General features: G+C 60.5%; 25 protein-coding genes and 1 pseudogene. 18 read left to right on the forward strand and 8 right to left on the reverse strand.

Annotated features, from left to right (window positions below; translation table 11 throughout):
• Positions 1-78 (forward strand): annotated as a pseudogene (locus FFS18_RS15110) (integrase catalytic subunit); the annotation flags it as partial.
• Positions 79-216: 138 nt separating this feature from the next.
• Here FFS18_RS15110 and FFS18_RS15115 read toward each other — a convergent pair.
• Both FFS18_RS15115 and FFS18_RS15120 read right to left on the reverse strand, forming a co-directional pair.
• Positions 217-1,377 (reverse strand): tyrosine-type recombinase/integrase, encoded by a 1,161-nt coding sequence (locus FFS18_RS15115; protein ID WP_137871467.1) that lies wholly within the window; start codon positions 1,375-1,377, stop codon positions 217-219.
• Complete coding sequence (locus tag FFS18_RS15120; protein ID WP_137871468.1) at positions 1,370-2,149, reverse strand: hypothetical protein; 780 nt, start codon at positions 2,147-2,149, stop codon at positions 1,370-1,372. Before FFS18_RS15120 ends, FFS18_RS15115 begins: the two co-directional genes overlap by 8 nt.
• A gap of 116 nt (positions 2,150-2,265) precedes the next feature.
• Here FFS18_RS15120 and FFS18_RS15125 point away from each other — a divergent pair, with 116 nt between their 5' ends.
• From FFS18_RS15125 to FFS18_RS15195, 15 genes are all read left to right on the forward strand, one after another.
• The gene (locus FFS18_RS15125) at positions 2,266-2,445 is read left to right on the forward strand and encodes a helix-turn-helix domain-containing protein (protein ID WP_137871469.1); all 180 of its coding nucleotides are present in this window, start codon (positions 2,266-2,268) and stop codon (positions 2,443-2,445) included.
• A gap of 78 nt (positions 2,446-2,523) precedes the next feature.
• The gene (locus FFS18_RS15130; protein WP_137871470.1) at positions 2,524-2,799 is read left to right on the forward strand and encodes a hypothetical protein; all 276 of its coding nucleotides are present in this window, start codon (positions 2,524-2,526) and stop codon (positions 2,797-2,799) included.
• Complete coding sequence (locus tag FFS18_RS15135; protein WP_137871471.1) at positions 2,796-3,422, forward strand: hypothetical protein; 627 nt, start codon at positions 2,796-2,798, stop codon at positions 3,420-3,422. The genes FFS18_RS15130 and FFS18_RS15135 overlap by 4 nt, the downstream gene beginning before the upstream one ends.
• Positions 3,419-3,787, forward strand: a complete 369-nt coding sequence (locus FFS18_RS15140) for a hypothetical protein (protein WP_137871472.1) — start codon at positions 3,419-3,421, stop codon at positions 3,785-3,787. Before FFS18_RS15135 ends, FFS18_RS15140 begins: the two co-directional genes overlap by 4 nt.
• Positions 3,784-3,972: a hypothetical protein gene (locus FFS18_RS15145; RefSeq protein ID WP_137871473.1), complete on the forward strand. Its 189-nt coding sequence runs from the start codon at positions 3,784-3,786 to the stop codon at positions 3,970-3,972. The genes FFS18_RS15140 and FFS18_RS15145 overlap by 4 nt, the downstream gene beginning before the upstream one ends.
• Positions 3,972-4,763, forward strand: a complete 792-nt coding sequence (locus FFS18_RS15150) for a MarR family transcriptional regulator (protein ID WP_137871474.1) — start codon at positions 3,972-3,974, stop codon at positions 4,761-4,763. Before FFS18_RS15145 ends, FFS18_RS15150 begins: the two co-directional genes overlap by 1 nt.
• Entirely contained in the window at positions 4,760-4,948 is a 189-nt protein-coding gene (locus FFS18_RS15155; RefSeq protein ID WP_137871475.1) for a hypothetical protein, read from the forward strand. The genes FFS18_RS15150 and FFS18_RS15155 overlap by 4 nt, the downstream gene beginning before the upstream one ends.
• Positions 4,945-5,391 (forward strand): hypothetical protein, encoded by a 447-nt coding sequence (locus FFS18_RS15160; protein ID WP_137871476.1) that lies wholly within the window; start codon positions 4,945-4,947, stop codon positions 5,389-5,391. Before FFS18_RS15155 ends, FFS18_RS15160 begins: the two co-directional genes overlap by 4 nt.
• Positions 5,388-6,194 (forward strand): hypothetical protein, encoded by an 807-nt coding sequence (locus FFS18_RS15165; RefSeq protein ID WP_137871477.1) that lies wholly within the window; start codon positions 5,388-5,390, stop codon positions 6,192-6,194. The genes FFS18_RS15160 and FFS18_RS15165 overlap by 4 nt, the downstream gene beginning before the upstream one ends.
• A 71-nt stretch (positions 6,195-6,265) precedes the next feature.
• A complete protein-coding gene (locus tag FFS18_RS15170; RefSeq protein ID WP_137871478.1) occupies positions 6,266-6,460 on the forward strand; it encodes a helix-turn-helix domain-containing protein in 195 nt (64 codons plus the stop codon).
• A 131-nt stretch (positions 6,461-6,591) separates the two neighbouring features.
• Entirely contained in the window at positions 6,592-8,145 is a 1,554-nt protein-coding gene (locus FFS18_RS17635; RefSeq protein ID WP_212743056.1) for a hypothetical protein, read from the forward strand.
• Positions 8,145-8,399, forward strand: coding sequence for a hypothetical protein (locus tag FFS18_RS15180; RefSeq protein WP_137871479.1), 255 nt, complete (start codon positions 8,145-8,147; stop codon positions 8,397-8,399). Before FFS18_RS17635 ends, FFS18_RS15180 begins: the two co-directional genes overlap by 1 nt.
• Positions 8,396-8,635, forward strand: a complete 240-nt coding sequence (locus FFS18_RS15185; protein ID WP_137871480.1) for a hypothetical protein — start codon at positions 8,396-8,398, stop codon at positions 8,633-8,635. The genes FFS18_RS15180 and FFS18_RS15185 overlap by 4 nt, the downstream gene beginning before the upstream one ends.
• A gap of 2 nt (positions 8,636-8,637) precedes the next feature.
• Positions 8,638-9,252: a hypothetical protein gene (locus FFS18_RS15190; protein ID WP_137871481.1), complete on the forward strand. Its 615-nt coding sequence runs from the start codon at positions 8,638-8,640 to the stop codon at positions 9,250-9,252.
• Between the two features lie 28 nt (positions 9,253-9,280).
• Positions 9,281-9,940 carry a hypothetical protein gene (locus tag FFS18_RS15195; RefSeq protein WP_137871482.1) on the forward strand — a complete coding sequence of 220 codons (660 nt, stop codon included), beginning with the start codon at positions 9,281-9,283 and terminating at the stop codon, positions 9,938-9,940.
• 238 nt (positions 9,941-10,178) lie between these two features.
• Here FFS18_RS15195 and FFS18_RS17920 read toward each other — a convergent pair whose 3' ends face one another.
• From FFS18_RS17920 to FFS18_RS15205, 3 genes are read right to left on the reverse strand one after another with little or no spacing between them, the layout of a single operon-like run.
• Positions 10,179-10,340, reverse strand: coding sequence for a hypothetical protein (locus FFS18_RS17920; RefSeq protein ID WP_502704182.1), 162 nt, complete (start codon positions 10,338-10,340; stop codon positions 10,179-10,181).
• A complete protein-coding gene (locus FFS18_RS15200) occupies positions 10,279-11,028 on the reverse strand; it encodes a DUF4231 domain-containing protein (RefSeq protein WP_212743058.1) in 750 nt (249 codons plus the stop codon). The genes FFS18_RS17920 and FFS18_RS15200 overlap by 62 nt, the downstream gene beginning before the upstream one ends.
• Positions 11,025-11,435: a TIR domain-containing protein gene (locus FFS18_RS15205; RefSeq protein ID WP_137871483.1), complete on the reverse strand. Its 411-nt coding sequence runs from the start codon at positions 11,433-11,435 to the stop codon at positions 11,025-11,027. The genes FFS18_RS15200 and FFS18_RS15205 overlap by 4 nt, the downstream gene beginning before the upstream one ends.
• Positions 11,436-11,811: 376 nt before the next feature.
• On the opposite strand from FFS18_RS15205, the gene FFS18_RS15210 reads away from it, so the two are divergent.
• On the forward strand, positions 11,812-12,420 hold the full coding sequence (locus FFS18_RS15210) for an ATP-dependent DNA ligase (protein ID WP_171005332.1): 609 nt from the start codon (positions 11,812-11,814) through the stop codon (positions 12,418-12,420).
• Positions 12,421-12,523: 103 nt separating this feature from the next.
• Here the strand turns inward: FFS18_RS15210 and FFS18_RS15215 are convergent, their stop codons facing one another.
• The 3 genes from FFS18_RS15215 to FFS18_RS15225 all read right to left on the reverse strand — a co-directional run bounded on the left by FFS18_RS15215 (position 12,524) and on the right by FFS18_RS15225 (position 14,854).
• A complete protein-coding gene (locus FFS18_RS15215; RefSeq protein WP_137871485.1) occupies positions 12,524-13,360 on the reverse strand; it encodes a hypothetical protein in 837 nt (278 codons plus the stop codon).
• Between the two features lie 223 nt (positions 13,361-13,583).
• Positions 13,584-13,772, reverse strand: a complete 189-nt coding sequence (locus FFS18_RS15220; RefSeq protein WP_137871486.1) for a hypothetical protein — start codon at positions 13,770-13,772, stop codon at positions 13,584-13,586.
• Positions 13,773-14,227: 455 nt separating this feature from the next.
• On the reverse strand, positions 14,228-14,854 hold the full coding sequence (locus FFS18_RS15225) for an SOS response-associated peptidase (RefSeq protein WP_137871487.1): 627 nt from the start codon (positions 14,852-14,854) through the stop codon (positions 14,228-14,230).
• Positions 14,855-14,972: 118 nt separating this feature from the next.
• On the opposite strand from FFS18_RS15225, the gene FFS18_RS15230 reads away from it, so the two are divergent.
• Positions 14,973-15,458: a hypothetical protein gene (locus FFS18_RS15230; RefSeq protein WP_137871488.1), complete on the forward strand. Its 486-nt coding sequence runs from the start codon at positions 14,973-14,975 to the stop codon at positions 15,456-15,458.
• The last annotated feature ends 40 nt before the right edge of the window (positions 15,459-15,498 follow it).

Below are 15,498 nucleotides of genomic sequence, written 5' to 3' on the forward strand. Positions count from 1 at the left end.
CCATCGCCAGTGTCGCCCGCCGGTTCCGCTTCGCTCCACCTGCGGCCAACACTGGCGATGGACGCGTCAATGCACTAACAATCCCAGCGGACCACTCGGTGGGGGCCGGTCACGATTTCGAAACGCATCCGGTTAAGCCTGCGAATAATTTGGGGATCGGCCATTTTGGTTCTCCTGTGGAGCCCCTTATAAGCCTGCCTGTGTTGAACGCGTACCCTAAGCGAGCAGCTCTGCATGCGCGGCCTCAATGAGCGCGGCATCCCCTTCGGCGTCGGCCATCAAATGCCCGTAGGTGTCGAGTGTCAGCTGAATATTTTCGTGACCGATCCAAACCTGCAACCGCTTCAGATCGATCTTTTGCGCGATCCAGGCACTGGCAGCCGCGTGGCGCAGGCTGTGAAGCCCGTAGCGAGCACGCATGACGGCGGCGCCTTTCTTGTCAAGCTTGGGTTTCCCGTCGGCCAGCACGGGATCGCAGACACCGGCTTTGACCTGCAGTGGATTGATCCGGCGTTTCATTAAGTGCGAATAGTCCTGGACCCCGCCCTCGCGGTTCGGGAACGCCAGACCAAGATCGCCTTTCGGACATTGCAGCTTCCACCTCCGCAGTTCGGCAACGACCGGCTTGGCGATCGGAATGGTGCGATAACCGGCATCGGACTTGGGCGGACCGATATGCCCGTATTTGTCCGCTCGTTGTGCAACAGTGAGGGTCGCCCCCTTCAGGTCAATGTCTGCCCACCGCAGGCCGCGCAGCTCGCTTGCGCGCAGCCCCGCGAAAATGGCGACCATGATCAGCGGCTTCAGGCTGTCGTCGGCATGGTCGACCAGCGCCTTTAACTCGGCTTTGGTCGGGATGACGACCCTGCCCCGGTCGCGGGAGGATCGGGCAACCTTCACGTCGCGGGCGACATTCTGCGCGACATGCCCACGGCGCTGCGCTTCGCCGAGTATCCGGGACAGCGCGCGCACCACCTTGCCAGCCATCGCCTTCGAGCGCGTTTCCAGCAGCTGATCGCGGAACGCCTCGACCTTGGGGGCCGATAGCCGGGAAAGCTTCTCGGCGCCGATCAGCGGGACGATATGAAGGTCGCGCAGCTGCTTGTATTGCTGAATGGTCCCGCGTTCCCGATCGTTCGCTTCGGCCGCCTTCACCCAAATGTCGGCCGCATCCTTTACGGTGATGCTCTGGCTGTCCGCGGTATGCGTCCCGCGCGAGACCTCCCATGCGGCTGTGGTCAGCCAAGCGTCGGCGTCTTTCTTGCGGGCAAACTGTTTGAACCTGCGCGCGCCGGCGCCATCGCGATAGTCGACGATCCACGCGGTCTTTTCCTCGCCTTTCGGGGACGTCCAGATTCGCTTGCGGATGCTAGCCATGGCGGTGCTTTTCTCGGACCGAAACGAGAGCGTCTCGCGACATAGCCGATACGTCGATGCCCGCTACATTATGCTCAATGGCCGACCGGTTCGCTAAACTATAAAATCGCTCTTCGTCAGGCTGAATGAGGTGACCGCCGATGCATAACTCGCCATGCCAGCTTTTGAACTCCTCAGCAAAGATCGACGGCGAGATGCCCATGGGTTTGAGGCAAGCCCACAGCCAATAGATCAGCGAATCCACTTCAATGACAATCGCTCCGCTGAGGCGGTTCTTGACAACAAAAGATGCGTATTCTGCGCGCTCAGGATCATCTACCGCTGCCTCCGGCGCAACGTCATCCCATGCATGTTCCAGCTCCTTACTGGTCACGATCTCGACAAAGATGTGTTCGTGATCGGAACCAGGAGTTGTCAGGTCCGACAGGGCATCCATCTGGATCAAGAAGAAGTGACGTTCGCCGTTCGCATTCGCCTGATCTATCAGAGCGTGCACAATCCCATGCCGGAAGGCATCCCACCCGGATTCGATTATTCGTTTTGCCCGATCCGGGGTCGCGCCGAGCTTCAACAACTTCGCCATCAACAGAAGTTGGAAAATCTGCGCAGCACCATACTCTGCTTTTGCGCCTCTGCCGACGCCACGGGTTCCCTCGGGAAACCCCATTTTCTGCCACTGCTTCATCCGCGAGGTCAGGCTTCCGATCTTCTCGGTTACCACCCCCACGCTCATTGCGACGATGACCTGAGCTTGGGCGAACGTGAGCGACAAATGAAATTCCCTAAACGATAGTGAGGTATAGTTATCCCTCTTGACGGACGTTTGCAATCACGTATGTAGGGATAACTATACCTATCCGTAACCATTATCACGAAAGGATATTGAGTATGCAGAGTCTCAGGGAAGACCTCCTGTCCGGGGTCAAGGAGATCGCCGCTTTTATTGGTGAGGACGAACAGGTCACGGGTCGACTGATCCGCCAAGGCCTGCTCCCCGCGTTCCGTCGATCGCGCAAAATTTACGCCCGGAAGTCGGAAATCGACGCCGCCTTCCGCAGCGCCGCTTGAAACGAAGCGGCCGACGACAGGGGTCGCCACCCTCATCGCCGGCCATGATCGCAACCCTGCATCAGAGGGAAAACAACCATGGAGAGCATTACCACGTCCGCGTCTGACGGCAAATCGCCCGAGCCAACCCTTGGGGTCGCCAAGGTCCAAATAGACGGCGCGCTGACCTTCATTGAGGCCGCCAAGAAGGGGCTCGCCGGCATGGACGACATTCTCGCGTCCGGCGTCGAGCTTCGCCCTGACCTGCTATCAGGCCTCACCGACTCGGTATTGATGCTGATCGGATACGCAGAGGACCACGCGCGACAGGCATCACAGACCTTGAATGCGCTGGCCGATGGAGGCGCGAAATGAGCGCCCTCGCTATCGCGGCGCCCAGCGCCGCAACCGACACCCTTACCGTCTGGAACAACCTCAGGGCCGCCTACGACGCTGCCATGGCCGCCGATGACGACGCCAGCGCCCGCTACGACGCCGCGGTGGCCGCGTACGAGGCCGACAAACCGACCGAGCCTGACGTCAACATGATGCTGCTCTTCGGCGGATTCCTGAGCGGTGGAGACATCGCGCGCTTCCGCCTGCTCTACGTGGATGATATCGACGAATTGCAGCTCCGGATCATTGCCGCGAAAGGCGTTACGCGGTGGGAGCGCGTCGACCGCGACCCCGAGCGCATCGCCGAACTGGACAAGGTGCGCGAATATCGTCGCCTGCTGGCGGAGTGCAAAGAGCGGCATCCCATTGCGGCGATTGAGGACGAATGGGAAGCAGCGGGCGAACGTCTCGCCGTCGCGAGATCGGCCCTCTTGCTCGCCCCTGCCCCCGACTATGGTGCTGTTCGATGGAAGCTCGATTTGCTCTTTGGTCCCGAGGCGACCACGCCCATAGCCGATCGCGAGCGCAGCATCCCGTCGTGGTCTTGCGAGTTCACTGACGCCTTGATCGCCGACATGGCGCGGCTGGGAGCTACGGCATGACCAGCCCGGCCCTTTCCAGCATCGCCCGCGGCGTGCCCGATGTCGACCTGCTCCGCGCCCTCGCCGCGACCAACCGCAAAGCGCTCGAGCGAATGATCGCCATCTCGATCGACATTCTCGACGCGCTCGACCCCGATCCTGACCTCGAAGAGGATGACCCTTGCGGACAAGTTGATGAGGACGGCATCAACACGGTCATCCCGATCAACCTGTTCAACGTCCGCGCCCTCAACGGCCCAGGCTGCACGCTGAGCGACGACGACGGGGACGACAGCTATCAGCCGCTTTTTGCCACTGCCGACGGTCGAGCCTTCGCGAACGCCCGACGCGCCCGTCTTGGCCTTGCCCCGGTTGGTCGCCGATGAGCGCGCAGATCGAGATCCGCCGCGAAGGGCCGTTCTGGCGCGTCGCCGTGGCGCCGGAATCGGCACTGCCCGAGGGATGGAGGGGACCGTCGACGTTTTCGTCGGCGCCGCTCGCTCGGATGGCGGCAAAAATACTGGCCGACGCCTCTGGGCTGCCGATCGTCGACGTGGCGAAGGCCGACTGATGCCCAAAGAGCCCAAGGGCCTTGAGAAGCGGGTGTTTTCGACAGTGCCGACCAAGGCGCTATTCAATGCGAAAATCACCGCGCTAGAGTGGCGTGTCCTTGGGCTCATCGCCCTGCACGACGGGATGACCCTCTACAAGCACGCGCAAGGGAAGCCTCTTGGTGCCGGATGCATCGCGAGCAATCTGACCTTGGCGCGCGAAGCTCAGTGCAGTTACGCGGCCCTTGTCCGGGCCGTCAAATCGCTCGAGTTGCATGGACTCATCGAACGCCACGATCGCCGCGGTGGCAAGACAGAAGCCGCCATGCGAGTCCGATACGATGTCCCCGACAACATCCCCGACGGGTCGGAGCAATATGACGAGACCGTCACTTTGAATATGACCGATCCGTCACATCAATATGACGAGAATGATGATTCGGAAGCTCGGAGACCGGCAGAAAACTACGACGAAACTGCTCCCCATTATAGTTCCCCAAGGGGAGAACTAAATTCTGCTGAAGCAGGAGAATTAAATTCCCCGAAGGCGCGCGTCGTTGCCGACGCGGGGCGATCAGGGAAAGGATTTCGCGATCACCTTCCTGCCACCTTTGCCAACCTGGCCACTCCCGCAAAGGTCGCCTGTATAGATCGGGCCTTCAGCGCCGTGAACCGGAACTCCGACGCGATCACAACCCACGAAGATTATCGCAGACGGCTCTCCGAGTGGCTGTTTTGGGTTGCCGAAGCCTATGGCGACGACCCGACCGGGATGCAGGCTCAGCGAATTTATGAGGAGATTTCCGAGTGACGAACTTCGACCCCCGCAGTTGGCTGGCAGCATGGACGGCGGCAGGCGGTGCATGGGCCAATTCGACATTGCTACTCCCTCCACAGCATCGCCGGTCTTTGCGCGCGATGCTCGACGAACTCGGCGCCGACGAGATCCGGGCGGTTGCCGAGCATCTGGGCGTCAGCGCGGAGGTCGAAGCATGAGCGTTATCGATTTCACCGAAGCCCGCCGCCGTCGCGACGAGCATGCCGCGCTGGTCGCGTCCGCGGTCGAATGGATCCTCACCGCCATCCCGTTCCGCATCCCCTGGGCCGACAATCCCGATTTCCATTCGAAGTGGCCAGGTCTCGATCGGTCAACGCTTGGCGAGATCGAGGCGGCGCGCGCGCAACGCCTCACGGACCTGCAGGCTGCGCTCGCGTTGACGGTCGGAACGACAGAAGCGGAAATCGATAACGCCGTCGGTCACCTTCCTGGCCGACTTGACCAATGCGATCGGGCCGCAACGTGGCTCGATTTATTCCCCGACCGCGACCCTTGGCACCCAGATTTCGAGCGCTATTTTGGCGATTTGACCTCCGCGGAGCTGGTGTTGACCAGCGCTGAGCGCATGCGTCGCATCATTCGCGCAAGCCGACCGAGATGACCGATCCGTCGACGCATATCATGGTTCGCGTACGGCCGCCTTCGCCTGCCAGCCAAGACGACGAGCGGATATGGGCCGCGATTGAACGGCTCCCCATTCCCCCGGATCGCATGCGGGAGATTCGTGACCGTTCGGACGACTTCATCGACCGAATAAGGTACGCGGGGCTCAGCGCTGGCATCAGGCCGGCCGCTGCTGGGCAGCGCCGAACGCCGAGCGAGATCGCGGCGGGCATCGCGGACGTGGCGCGCGGCCTCGACCTGCTCGAGCGGGGCTTGGGTACGATAGAAGGTGCCCGGCAATCGACCGCAGCTGGTGCAGCGGCTCGATCTGACGCGCTCCGCACCGTGCACGAAGAGATCCTGCAAACAATTGTCGGGACGATCGCGCACGTCCTGCCGACAGCGATTATTCGTGATGTCGACGTGGCCGCTGCACTCCCTACGTACGGCCCCTTCGGATTTTCAAACCCGTGGCGCGGAGCCTTTAGTCGAGCCGCCGGCCAGATCGACAACATCGCCCGCGGCGCGACGCCAGAGGCATTGCGAGCGCCTAAACCGCGGGATGAATGGTTCGGACTGCTCGTGCATACCTTGGCGGGAGTTTATGAGGACGTCACCGGCAAGACTGCGAAGGCCTATGCTCGCGGCCAAGCTGTGAACGGCGCATGGCGACCGCCATTTTGTGTCTTCGTGACTGATCTCTGGCCGCTCTGGGCGTTGGGGGCGACCGCGCCATCGGACAGCAAAATCCGCGACGCGCTGGCCAAAACAACTAAATTACTGTCTGCGCCTGAGGGGTAATAAAGTCGCATTTATCGATGTTGGAATCGCTGCATTTTCCAAGGCACACATTGTGACCAAGGACATGCGCTATGCACACGCCGATCGCAAAACGGGCTCTCTCGGTCCGCGAAGCTGCTGAAGCATCGTCGCTCAGCAAATCCCAGATACACAACCTCATCCGTGACGGCCGTCTTCGCGCCGGTCGGATTGGCAAGCGCGTGATCATATCCAGCCAGGCGCTCGACGACCTGCTCGACAACGCCATCGACGCTCGGAGCGCGTGATGCGCGGCTTGGGGTTTGGCTTCAACTTTCGTTTAGCCGCTCGACCCGCTGGAGGCGCCCCGACACCAACCCCGACGCCTACGCCCGCCCCGTCGTGGTCCGTCCAGCCTTCGATCACCGGCACACCCACGGTGGGCGAGACACTGACCGGCAGCGACGGGACGATCAGCAACGGCACGGTATCGGCGCGGGCGTGGTTGCGGGCTGGCACCCAGATCAGCGGCGCGACCGGCGGCACTTACCTTTTGGTGGAGGCAGACGAGGGAGAAAATATCAGTTATCGCGTTTCGGCTTCGGGCGCCGGGGGCAGCGCGCAAGCAACGTCTGATCCGGTCGGGCCGATTGATCCTGAACCAGAGTTCGTCGCGCCGACGTTGACCGTAACCGACAACACGACCAACCCGCCCGAGTTCAGCATCGACACTGGCGATGCTGTCATCGGCGACACCTTCCGCCTGATTTGGGACGATAATTCGGGCTTCACGACGCCCGAAGATTTAGACCACGTATTCTCAAGCGACGACGTTCTTGATGGGGAGATAAATTGGGAATCCGAGGGCTTCGGACCCTTCGACGTATCGGACACGATCTTTTGGAAGATTGAGGTTTACCGCTCGGCCGCCCTGATGGCGACCAGCAACCCGGTTTCCGCCACCATCCTCGACGGCATCGCGCCCACCATCACTAGCGCTTCGACTATCGGCAATATCGAGGCGGAAGTCTTGGCGCACTCTCTGATCGCTAACGAAACGGTCGAATGGGCGATAGTCGGCGGGGCAGACGCGGCCGATTTCGAACTGTCCAGCTCGACACTGCGCTACGCCAGCAACGGAACGAAGGCATACACCGGAACCGATGATAGCTATTCGGTCACGGTGCGCGCTACCGACACAGCTGGCAATTGGTCCGAGCAGACGATTACCGTCACAGTTATCGAAGCGGAAGCAATACCGACCGATTATATCGTCAAGCTTGAAGCCGACGATCTGTCCTCGATGTTCCAAACGATCACCGGCACGACGCCAGTCGCTATCGATGGTGATGCAGTCGGTACATGGCGGAACAAGGCGGCAAATGCCCGCCATCTGACTGCGCCTGCGAATGACAATACCCGCCCAATCTATCGTACCGATGGCACCCTGCATTGGGTCGAGGCAGATGGATCGAACGACGTTCTAGCATGGGCCGGTGATATGGGCCTGTACAACAGCGGCGCGTGTTCGGTGTTCGTTGCGGTGCGCGGTAACCCTGCCCCCGACCGTACATTGATCGCAGAGGGCGGCAGCACTAGCTGCTGGTACACCTGCGAACGGGCGGGCAACCCGACTGCAAGTACACAGGCGGCCATTATTCGCCGCGACGGCGCAATCGATATGCTGGGTGCGGCTCCTTTTTCGGGCGCGACGAACGCCTTTGACAACACTGATAATGTGGTTGGCCACACCGACAACGGTTCCAGCATCACGCCCTATGTGGATGGAACGGCCGGAACTGCGCGATCGTACACCCGCACAGGCACCTTTACGCCCAGCTATTTTACCCTGTTCGGGCTTCGTCGAACCTCCTTTGAGCAATATTTCGCCGGTCGCGTCTACGCCGTGTTGATTTACCCCCGCGTGGTCAATTCGACCGAGAGGGCGCAAATCGTCACATACCTTGCCGCCAAAATGGGGCGGACCCTTTGATGCTTGCCGCCCTCAGCACACAATCCCTTCAGCGGGCGATCGATCTTGCCGACTGGGCGCAGGTCAACAATCGTCACTCGCCCTTCTGGGCGAATGCGGAATACCAGCGCCGCTTCGCCAACATGAGCGATGCCGAGCTGGGCGCCGCCGCTCGCATCCTCGAAGCGCGCAACGCCGAGATGGAGCGACGGACCGCTGCCCTCGACCTGCTGACGGCCGCAATGCGCGTGGCGCGCTTGGGTGCCGCGTCATGATCGACGGCACCACCGACCTTCCCATCGCGATCGCCAACTGGATTTCGGTCGGTGGCCACACGCGACCATTCTGGCGCGACCCCGATTTCATTGCGGAGTTCGGTCGCGTTGCCAGGACCGACCTGCGCGCCGCGGTCGACGAGCTCAAGCGGCGCGCTCAAGCGAAGGCCGAGGCGGCGGGATTACCGATCGCCTGGAACGCAAACCTTACCGACCACGACTACCAAGGAACCTGAACATGGGCCGATTTTCTGGACTTCCCAATCCCCCTACTGGCCAGGGAGCGCGCTTCGCAAAACTGCCAGCCGCACTGGCCGCGCTCAGCAGGCCCGAAAGCGTCGACCGCATTCGGGCCGCCGCGAAGGGCGAGGCGTTCAGCGGGCGCTTGGGGACAACGAAGGGTCGCGCTGAAGAGGTGACTCCGAGTGCGAAGCCGACTGTAGTCACGCAACCCATTTCAGCTGCGGCACCGGCGAAGCCAAAACCGATGAAAGTTCCTGCAGAAGTTGAGGCGCGAGGTGATGTTTACGCGGATGCCTATCGCGGCGGCTTTGCCCGGGCCTGCAACAAGTTGAAGCGGCTTCAAGAGCATGAGGCGGCACAGGGCCGCCAAACTTCGACCCTTTTGCTCGTCGCGAAAGACTTGAGTGACGACGAGATCATCGCTCGCTTGCCCATGACACCGACTGATCGCCAACTTGCGATCGATCGAATTTGGGAGCGTGCGATCGCCGCCGTGCAGGGCCCCACCCGCGATGCGAAGGAAAATCCGTCGTCGCGGACAAGCGAAGTCCGCAAAGACGGCGCCACCGACGTCTGGGCCAAGGCCTATGCCAAACTTGGCTATCGCTGATCGACCGCGCAGAAAAAGGGAAAATACCATGGAAAAGAAGATCCTTGATGCCGTTTCGCGCGAGTTTTCCGCGATCGATTTCTCAGGCGAGCTAGCCGGGATTGCCGAGCTTCAGTCTGAACTGCGGCTGGTCGAAGAGAAGCGGGTCGCCGTCGATGAACGCCGATCCGCCATCGCGCGCGAGATACACGAATACCGCGGGCCCAGCGGCGATGACGTCGCGCGAGCTGTCCTGGATGGCCTCTCGCCGACCGAGGCGGCAAAGGCTGGCCCCAATTTGGATGCGCTCGAACAGGAAAAAGAGGCGCTGCTCGCAGGGGGCCGCGCGCTTCGCGACCGAGCCGAAGACCTGCGGGCGCAAATCACGAATGTCGAAAGTGCCGCGCGGACGAAGATCGTCCCCGGCGCGCAGAAGCTGGAAGCGATGCTGATCGGCGAAGCGCTGGCGCTGCTCGAACAACTGGTGCCGGTTTACGCCAACCTCACGGCGCTTGCGGCGACCACGCGATTTGCGGGCAACAAAATTGTCAAGCTGCGCGAGGTGCTCAACGCGGCCAACGGGTTCGAGGGGTTCGCGGGTTACCGCCGAGACATCGAAGTATCGCCCGCGCTGAACGACACGCTCAAGCATCTAGACGGACAGGCGCCGGCATTGCGCACGAGCTTCATCACCGTCGCGAATCTTTGAATGGGATCCTCGTCGACGCGTGATCACCGTCGGCGCGGTAGGTCGTCGGCTTTTTCGTTTCCCGGCGACCGGTATCGGAGGGCGGCCGATCCATCGGCTCATCATGGGTCGGCCGCCTTTTTCCAGGATCATGAGACCTCCGCGGGTCACCTGCAAACGGGCGGCAATTCGGCGCGGATAAACTGGCGGCCAGTTCCTCATTGGACTGGCCGCTTTTTCAGCAACGAAGAACGGCCGTTTAGTTTGTCTGCCGAGCAACCCACTGAGTGTGTTCGCGTGAAAATGCTTGCTCAGCCTCATTCACAAAATGCGAGAAGGAAGGCTCGTCTTTGGCAGAGTCAAGACCCTCTTCGATCAAAAAAAAAAAATTCGTTGAACTTTTTGACCTGTGTCCAGCCAATTATCGCCGCGGCGAACACCAAGACTGGTTCTATCGGCCAGAGATCGCCGTTCGGGTAAGCAATGCGCGCCAAGGTCATAACGATCGCCAAGCTGTATGCTGCGATCCCGATGCGGCCCCAGCGAGTGCCATCCCGTCGATTCGCCGCAGCCTTTCCTTGGTACCAGTTCCGCTGATTCACGATGCGGTGTTGCCGGTAGTAGCTCTTTCTTTCGTCGAGCGGCAGCGACCGCACTTGCAGCATCGACAATGGAATCTGCGCACCCGCGGCGCTGTTAGATGGCGCTGGCGAATTCGTCGAGAAATTCGCCTTCAAAATATCCGCAAGGTGATCGCGAAACGCTCGACGAGGTGTTGCGACCGTCTCAGCATCATCGAACGGCTCGGCTCGCATACAAAATCGCCAAGCTGATGTCTTGATCGATTCAGCAAGTGCACGCCCGCGATACCAGCCCTGTTCAGGCTTTTCGGAGTTCCGCTTAACCAGAACGCCAAGCGAGGTGAGGAGGACGGCAGCATAGACCGCAAAGAATATCGGATCATTGCTCCAATTCATCGACAGCACCGCAGCGACAATGAGCAGCGCGTATTCAATGCGAATAAGGTTCAGGGTGTGAGATTGCGATGAAGCAGCCTGATGATCGGCATCATCGTAAAGTGCGGGGTAGTCGAACTGCGGAGCCGTCACGGCGTGATTTCACGAATTCCGGCCACGATCGACGCCGCGTTCCATGCGACCATTTTTGTCGCATAATTCTGTACCAGCTGCGGAGTCCGTTCTTGCCCCCACGGCACGATGCCGAGAATAGGTTTCTTCAGAAGCTTCGCGTACTCCATTTCAAAATGGATCCAGTTGCTATGGTGGGCATACATTCCTGCCAATACGACCACGCACTGAGTTGGTCTGATCTGGTGAGCCAACTGCAGGCGCAATTGCTCGTCACTCATGCCTTCAAACTTCTTATCGACCGGAACAGAATAATTGGTCCAGACAAAGTTATTGGCATCGTTAAGAAAGCGAACAGCCCGGTTGTACCCCTCACTATATCGCCATGCATGGCTCACAAATAGGCGATAATTGTGCAGGTACGGCATTCGATTCCCCTCTTCGCCAAAAGCTTACCGGCAATTATCCGAAACGCCAACACGCTCGCCTGAAGAGCATGCTCCATTTTGGACTTGTTGCAGAGTCGCCGCTAAAAATGGCTAGTTCCAAAGCGATCAGGAACTTCAAACTCTGCCGAACGCCAAAAATTCGGGCTGATGTAAATTTCGCGGTTCCTGAGCGCATACGATCTCAAAAACCCGTAGGTAGGACCCGCAATTTTTCCACGTTTTCTGCGGGTTTCCGCTTGCGTTCGATGATCGATCGCATCATCTTTTGCGCATGCTAATGCAATGCCATCCACGCACCTTCACGAGGGCACGGCCGACCGAGCTCTGCATGCTCGCCGGTCGATGGGCTGGCGTGATGCCCGATCCGTCCGGCGCGATGGTCGAGCGCAAACATGACGGCTTCCGATGTCTCTTTTTCCGTGGCCTCGACGGCGCGCCAGGTCTTTGGACGCGTAACGGCCTGCCTATGCCCGGCGCTGGCCATATCCTCGCCCGACTGATCGAGGTCGAGGCGGCGATGGGCGGCCAATGGGTGTTCGACGGCGAATTCGTCGTCGACGGTACTTTCGCGGCGACGAAGGCGCACTATGAACGCGGGTGGCGCCTGGGCGATGCCGGCACGTTCCACGCGTTTGACGCTATCCCCTTCGATGCGTGGCAGGCTGGGCGGTGCGACACACCCCTGTTCGAGCGCAAAGCGACACTGGCGCGCGCGATTGCTGCCACGGCCCCCGATGGGTCGGGTTGGGAGTGGCGGGCGGGCACCCGCGGCGCAGGCCATGGCGTCGATCCCATCGAGCTCGTAGCAGACACATGGGCGTTCGGTGCTGCTGACGTCGAGGGCGAGGCGCAACGGGGTTGGGCGGCGGGTCATGAAGGCGTCATGGTCAAGCGCGCGGATGCCCCGTATATCCGAGGCCGGTCGGATGCGTGGCTGAAACTAAAGCGCCCCGGCATCGACTGAAAGACTGATAGAAACTATCAATCACTTTTTCGGAATTGAGTGGCGCTTTCGATTTTAGATTCGACGGATTCCTGCGGCGATCACCCCCGCCGCATACGATCGCTCAATGCGATTGCTCACTCCGACCGCGGATTATACGGTAAACCTCAGACCCCAACATCGTGGGGGTGGCCAGATCTTGACCGTGCACCCCCTTTATCTTCGAGACCAGATCCTTGGCTTCGAGTTCGATGGCAAGCGCGTCCCATGCGCCAACCCAGTCATCGTCAGTTGCCACTTCGGCGAGCTTTTGCCTTTGAGCGTCTGATAACGTCTGTTCGATGCTCGCGGCGGTGGGCGGCTCTGGCGCCTTCTTTGCCGAACTATTCGGGTCGAAGCCACTGACTATACTTTCAGCACGAACCATCATGTCGAGAAAACTTGGGTCGCTCGGAAGCTCAACCCGCGATCCGCCGTGAATGCGCTCCGCGAGCGCAGGAGCTCGTACGAGAAAGTTCGCAGCAAACTCCCGGTCGATCGAAGCAGCATGCTTGATTGCGGCTTCGTAAATGCCGCGGAACATCTGCACGAACTCGACATTTTGCCCGCCGATTGCCGCCGCAGCCTTGAGCACTTCCTCGTCAGTTGGATATGCTCCGAAACGCGCGATAAAGGCCTCGCAGACAACGTTCCACCCCGTGTGGATCATCATCGCTGGCGAAGAACTTTCAGCAGTGCTGCCGTCGAGAGATTTGGTCATTGAGGGGTCGGCGGGAAGACACAGCATGCTCAATTGCGAAAACTTCATCACAGCAGGCAGCCCGTCGAAGCTGGACACTGAAAACTCCGCGAAGGGCAATGAGACCCGCGTCAGTGCGACCTGCTTCTTTTTACCCCACAAAAATAGGAGCAAACCGAGAGCGGCGATGACAAAAACCACTGCCAAAGCTGCTTCAACCATTCCCACGCCTCCCCGGCTCACTGCTTTAATAGGTGAAGCTCGCATCGGCGCGAGTGTGCCGCAGTGCAGCGTAACGATCAGGAACGTGAGTCGCCAGCGCGAAGTCAGGGCGTGCGTGACGCGCCTCCGCCCGCCTTCCGGTTAGGGCCACCCCTGATAGGTCGCGATCAGGGGTGCGCTTGGCGACACGCCACGCACGCCAAGCCGTCTAAATCGCCAGGGTTTAAATCCCGCTAATGTTGAGCCGCTCGGCTGCAGCTTGCGCGAGCGCCGCGCTCGGGAAAGTCTCATCGATCGTCGTCTCATTTTCCCCGTCGATGCGAACGACGAACAAGTCGCCGTCGGGGTCAGGGCCGCGGATTTCATAGGTCATCGCTGGGGGTAATTCCTTGCCACCGGGCTGGTTCTCCATCCCCAAAAATAGGCGAGCGAATGGACTGCGTGCTCTAGTGCGTCCTCATCGGTTGGCCCGCGCCCCACGTGGATCGGCTTCGGCGTGTCGGTGATATGGACAATTTGCGCGGTCGCCTCCCATCCCCGGCCAACGCCGGCAACCGACGCCCGCAGCTCGCAACCGTCGGGCAGCATCTCGAGTAGAGCTTGGGCGCTTTCCATCGAGCGATGTTAATCCCGCCATCGACCGGCGCGCAATGATTCGGTGAAGGTGGCCCCGCCGCGCGGGTCGCGAGCGCGGCAGGGTTGTCGCGCATGTGCCGTTGATTCGTGAAAAATCGGTGACTTTGCCGCCGCCAGTCATAGTGGGGGGGGACCGGCGGCGGCGGCCCTTTAGGGAGGGGCCATATTTGGCCAACGTGTTGAGGGATGTTCGGTTCCTCGGCGACTCGCAACGCTATTGTTGAAAAGCCATCAGCTTCCGCGCGGCTTGAACCAAGGTTCGTCGGTGCGATCGACGATGAGCCTGTCGGCTGGATATTGCGTCACCAGCTTCATCGCCTCGTCGGCATTGGCGCGCAGCCAAGTCTCGTGCGCGTCGGGGTGCAGGATCACCGGCATACGGTCGTGAATGTCGAAAAGCTCCTCGGTCGCATCGACCATGACGCCGGTGTAGGCGTCGTCCCATTCGTCGGTCGGCCGCCACAATCCTGCCCAAGCCGCGGTCGGCTGATCGGCGACGCTGATCCATGTCCGCGTCATCTTGCCCTTCGGCCCCTCGGCCTCGGCGAAGGCGGTGAACGGGATGAGGCAGCGGTGCGCTGGTGTCGTGAACCAATGCTTCCAGAACGGGGTCAGCAGCTTGTCGTCGCGGGCGTTGTTGACCGGCTTCGGTTTGCTGGTTGGCTTCATGCCCTTGAGGCGGACGGGGAAGCCCCAAGTCATTTGCTCGATCACGCGGGCGCCGTCATGATCGCGGATGACCAGGCCCGGATAGCCCGGATAGACGTCGGCGGGGGCGTTGAAGCCGTGTGGCGCCTGCGCCTTGAACAGGTCCGCCATTTCGGCGACGGTGCTCTTATTTGTGTATAGGTTGCACATCCGGGAATGGTGGCGGACAACTTCCAGGAGTCAACCGCCGAACGACCGCAAACGACCGATTGCGGACGTTCGGATCTTCGGCAAATGTGACGGTGGCAACAACCGGCAAGGATATCCAATGAACCGGAAATTTCTGGCAGGCGTGCTGACCGGGGCGACTCTTGGCATTGGTGCGTGGGGAGCCGCAACGCTGTGGCATCGGGATGATCAACAGCCGCTATATCTCCGTCTCGTCGACGACGATTTTGATTATATTCTCGGACCGGATTACAAACCTGAAACGGAGGGTCCTGCAAGCCTAAAGGTGCTACGGGACTGTAAGATAGAAGCCTTTTTGACCGACGCTGGCGGCAATGACGCAGTATCCTCTTCATTCATCGCCCTAGATGCAACCCCACCTGAGAAAGTGAATTGCCTCGTCGGAGAGGCGCGTATCCGCTCGATGTCGATCGCCATTGTGCGAGGCATCGACACAACGCCGACCGATTGCTTGGGCGGCTGGCCGACCCGATTTCGCGACCGCGAGGCCGGCGATTTCAATTTATGCGTTGGGGGGAAGAATCCAAATCCGATTTACCTGCCCACGCCGCCGCCAAAGCGTTAGTCCGCTTCCCACCCCGTTTTCGCCCTTCAGTGCAGTTCGC

Origin of the sequence: Sphingopyxis sp. 2PD (genome assembly GCF_005503695.1) — a bacterium.
In the GTDB taxonomy this organism is placed as follows: domain Bacteria; phylum Pseudomonadota; class Alphaproteobacteria; order Sphingomonadales; family Sphingomonadaceae; genus Sphingopyxis.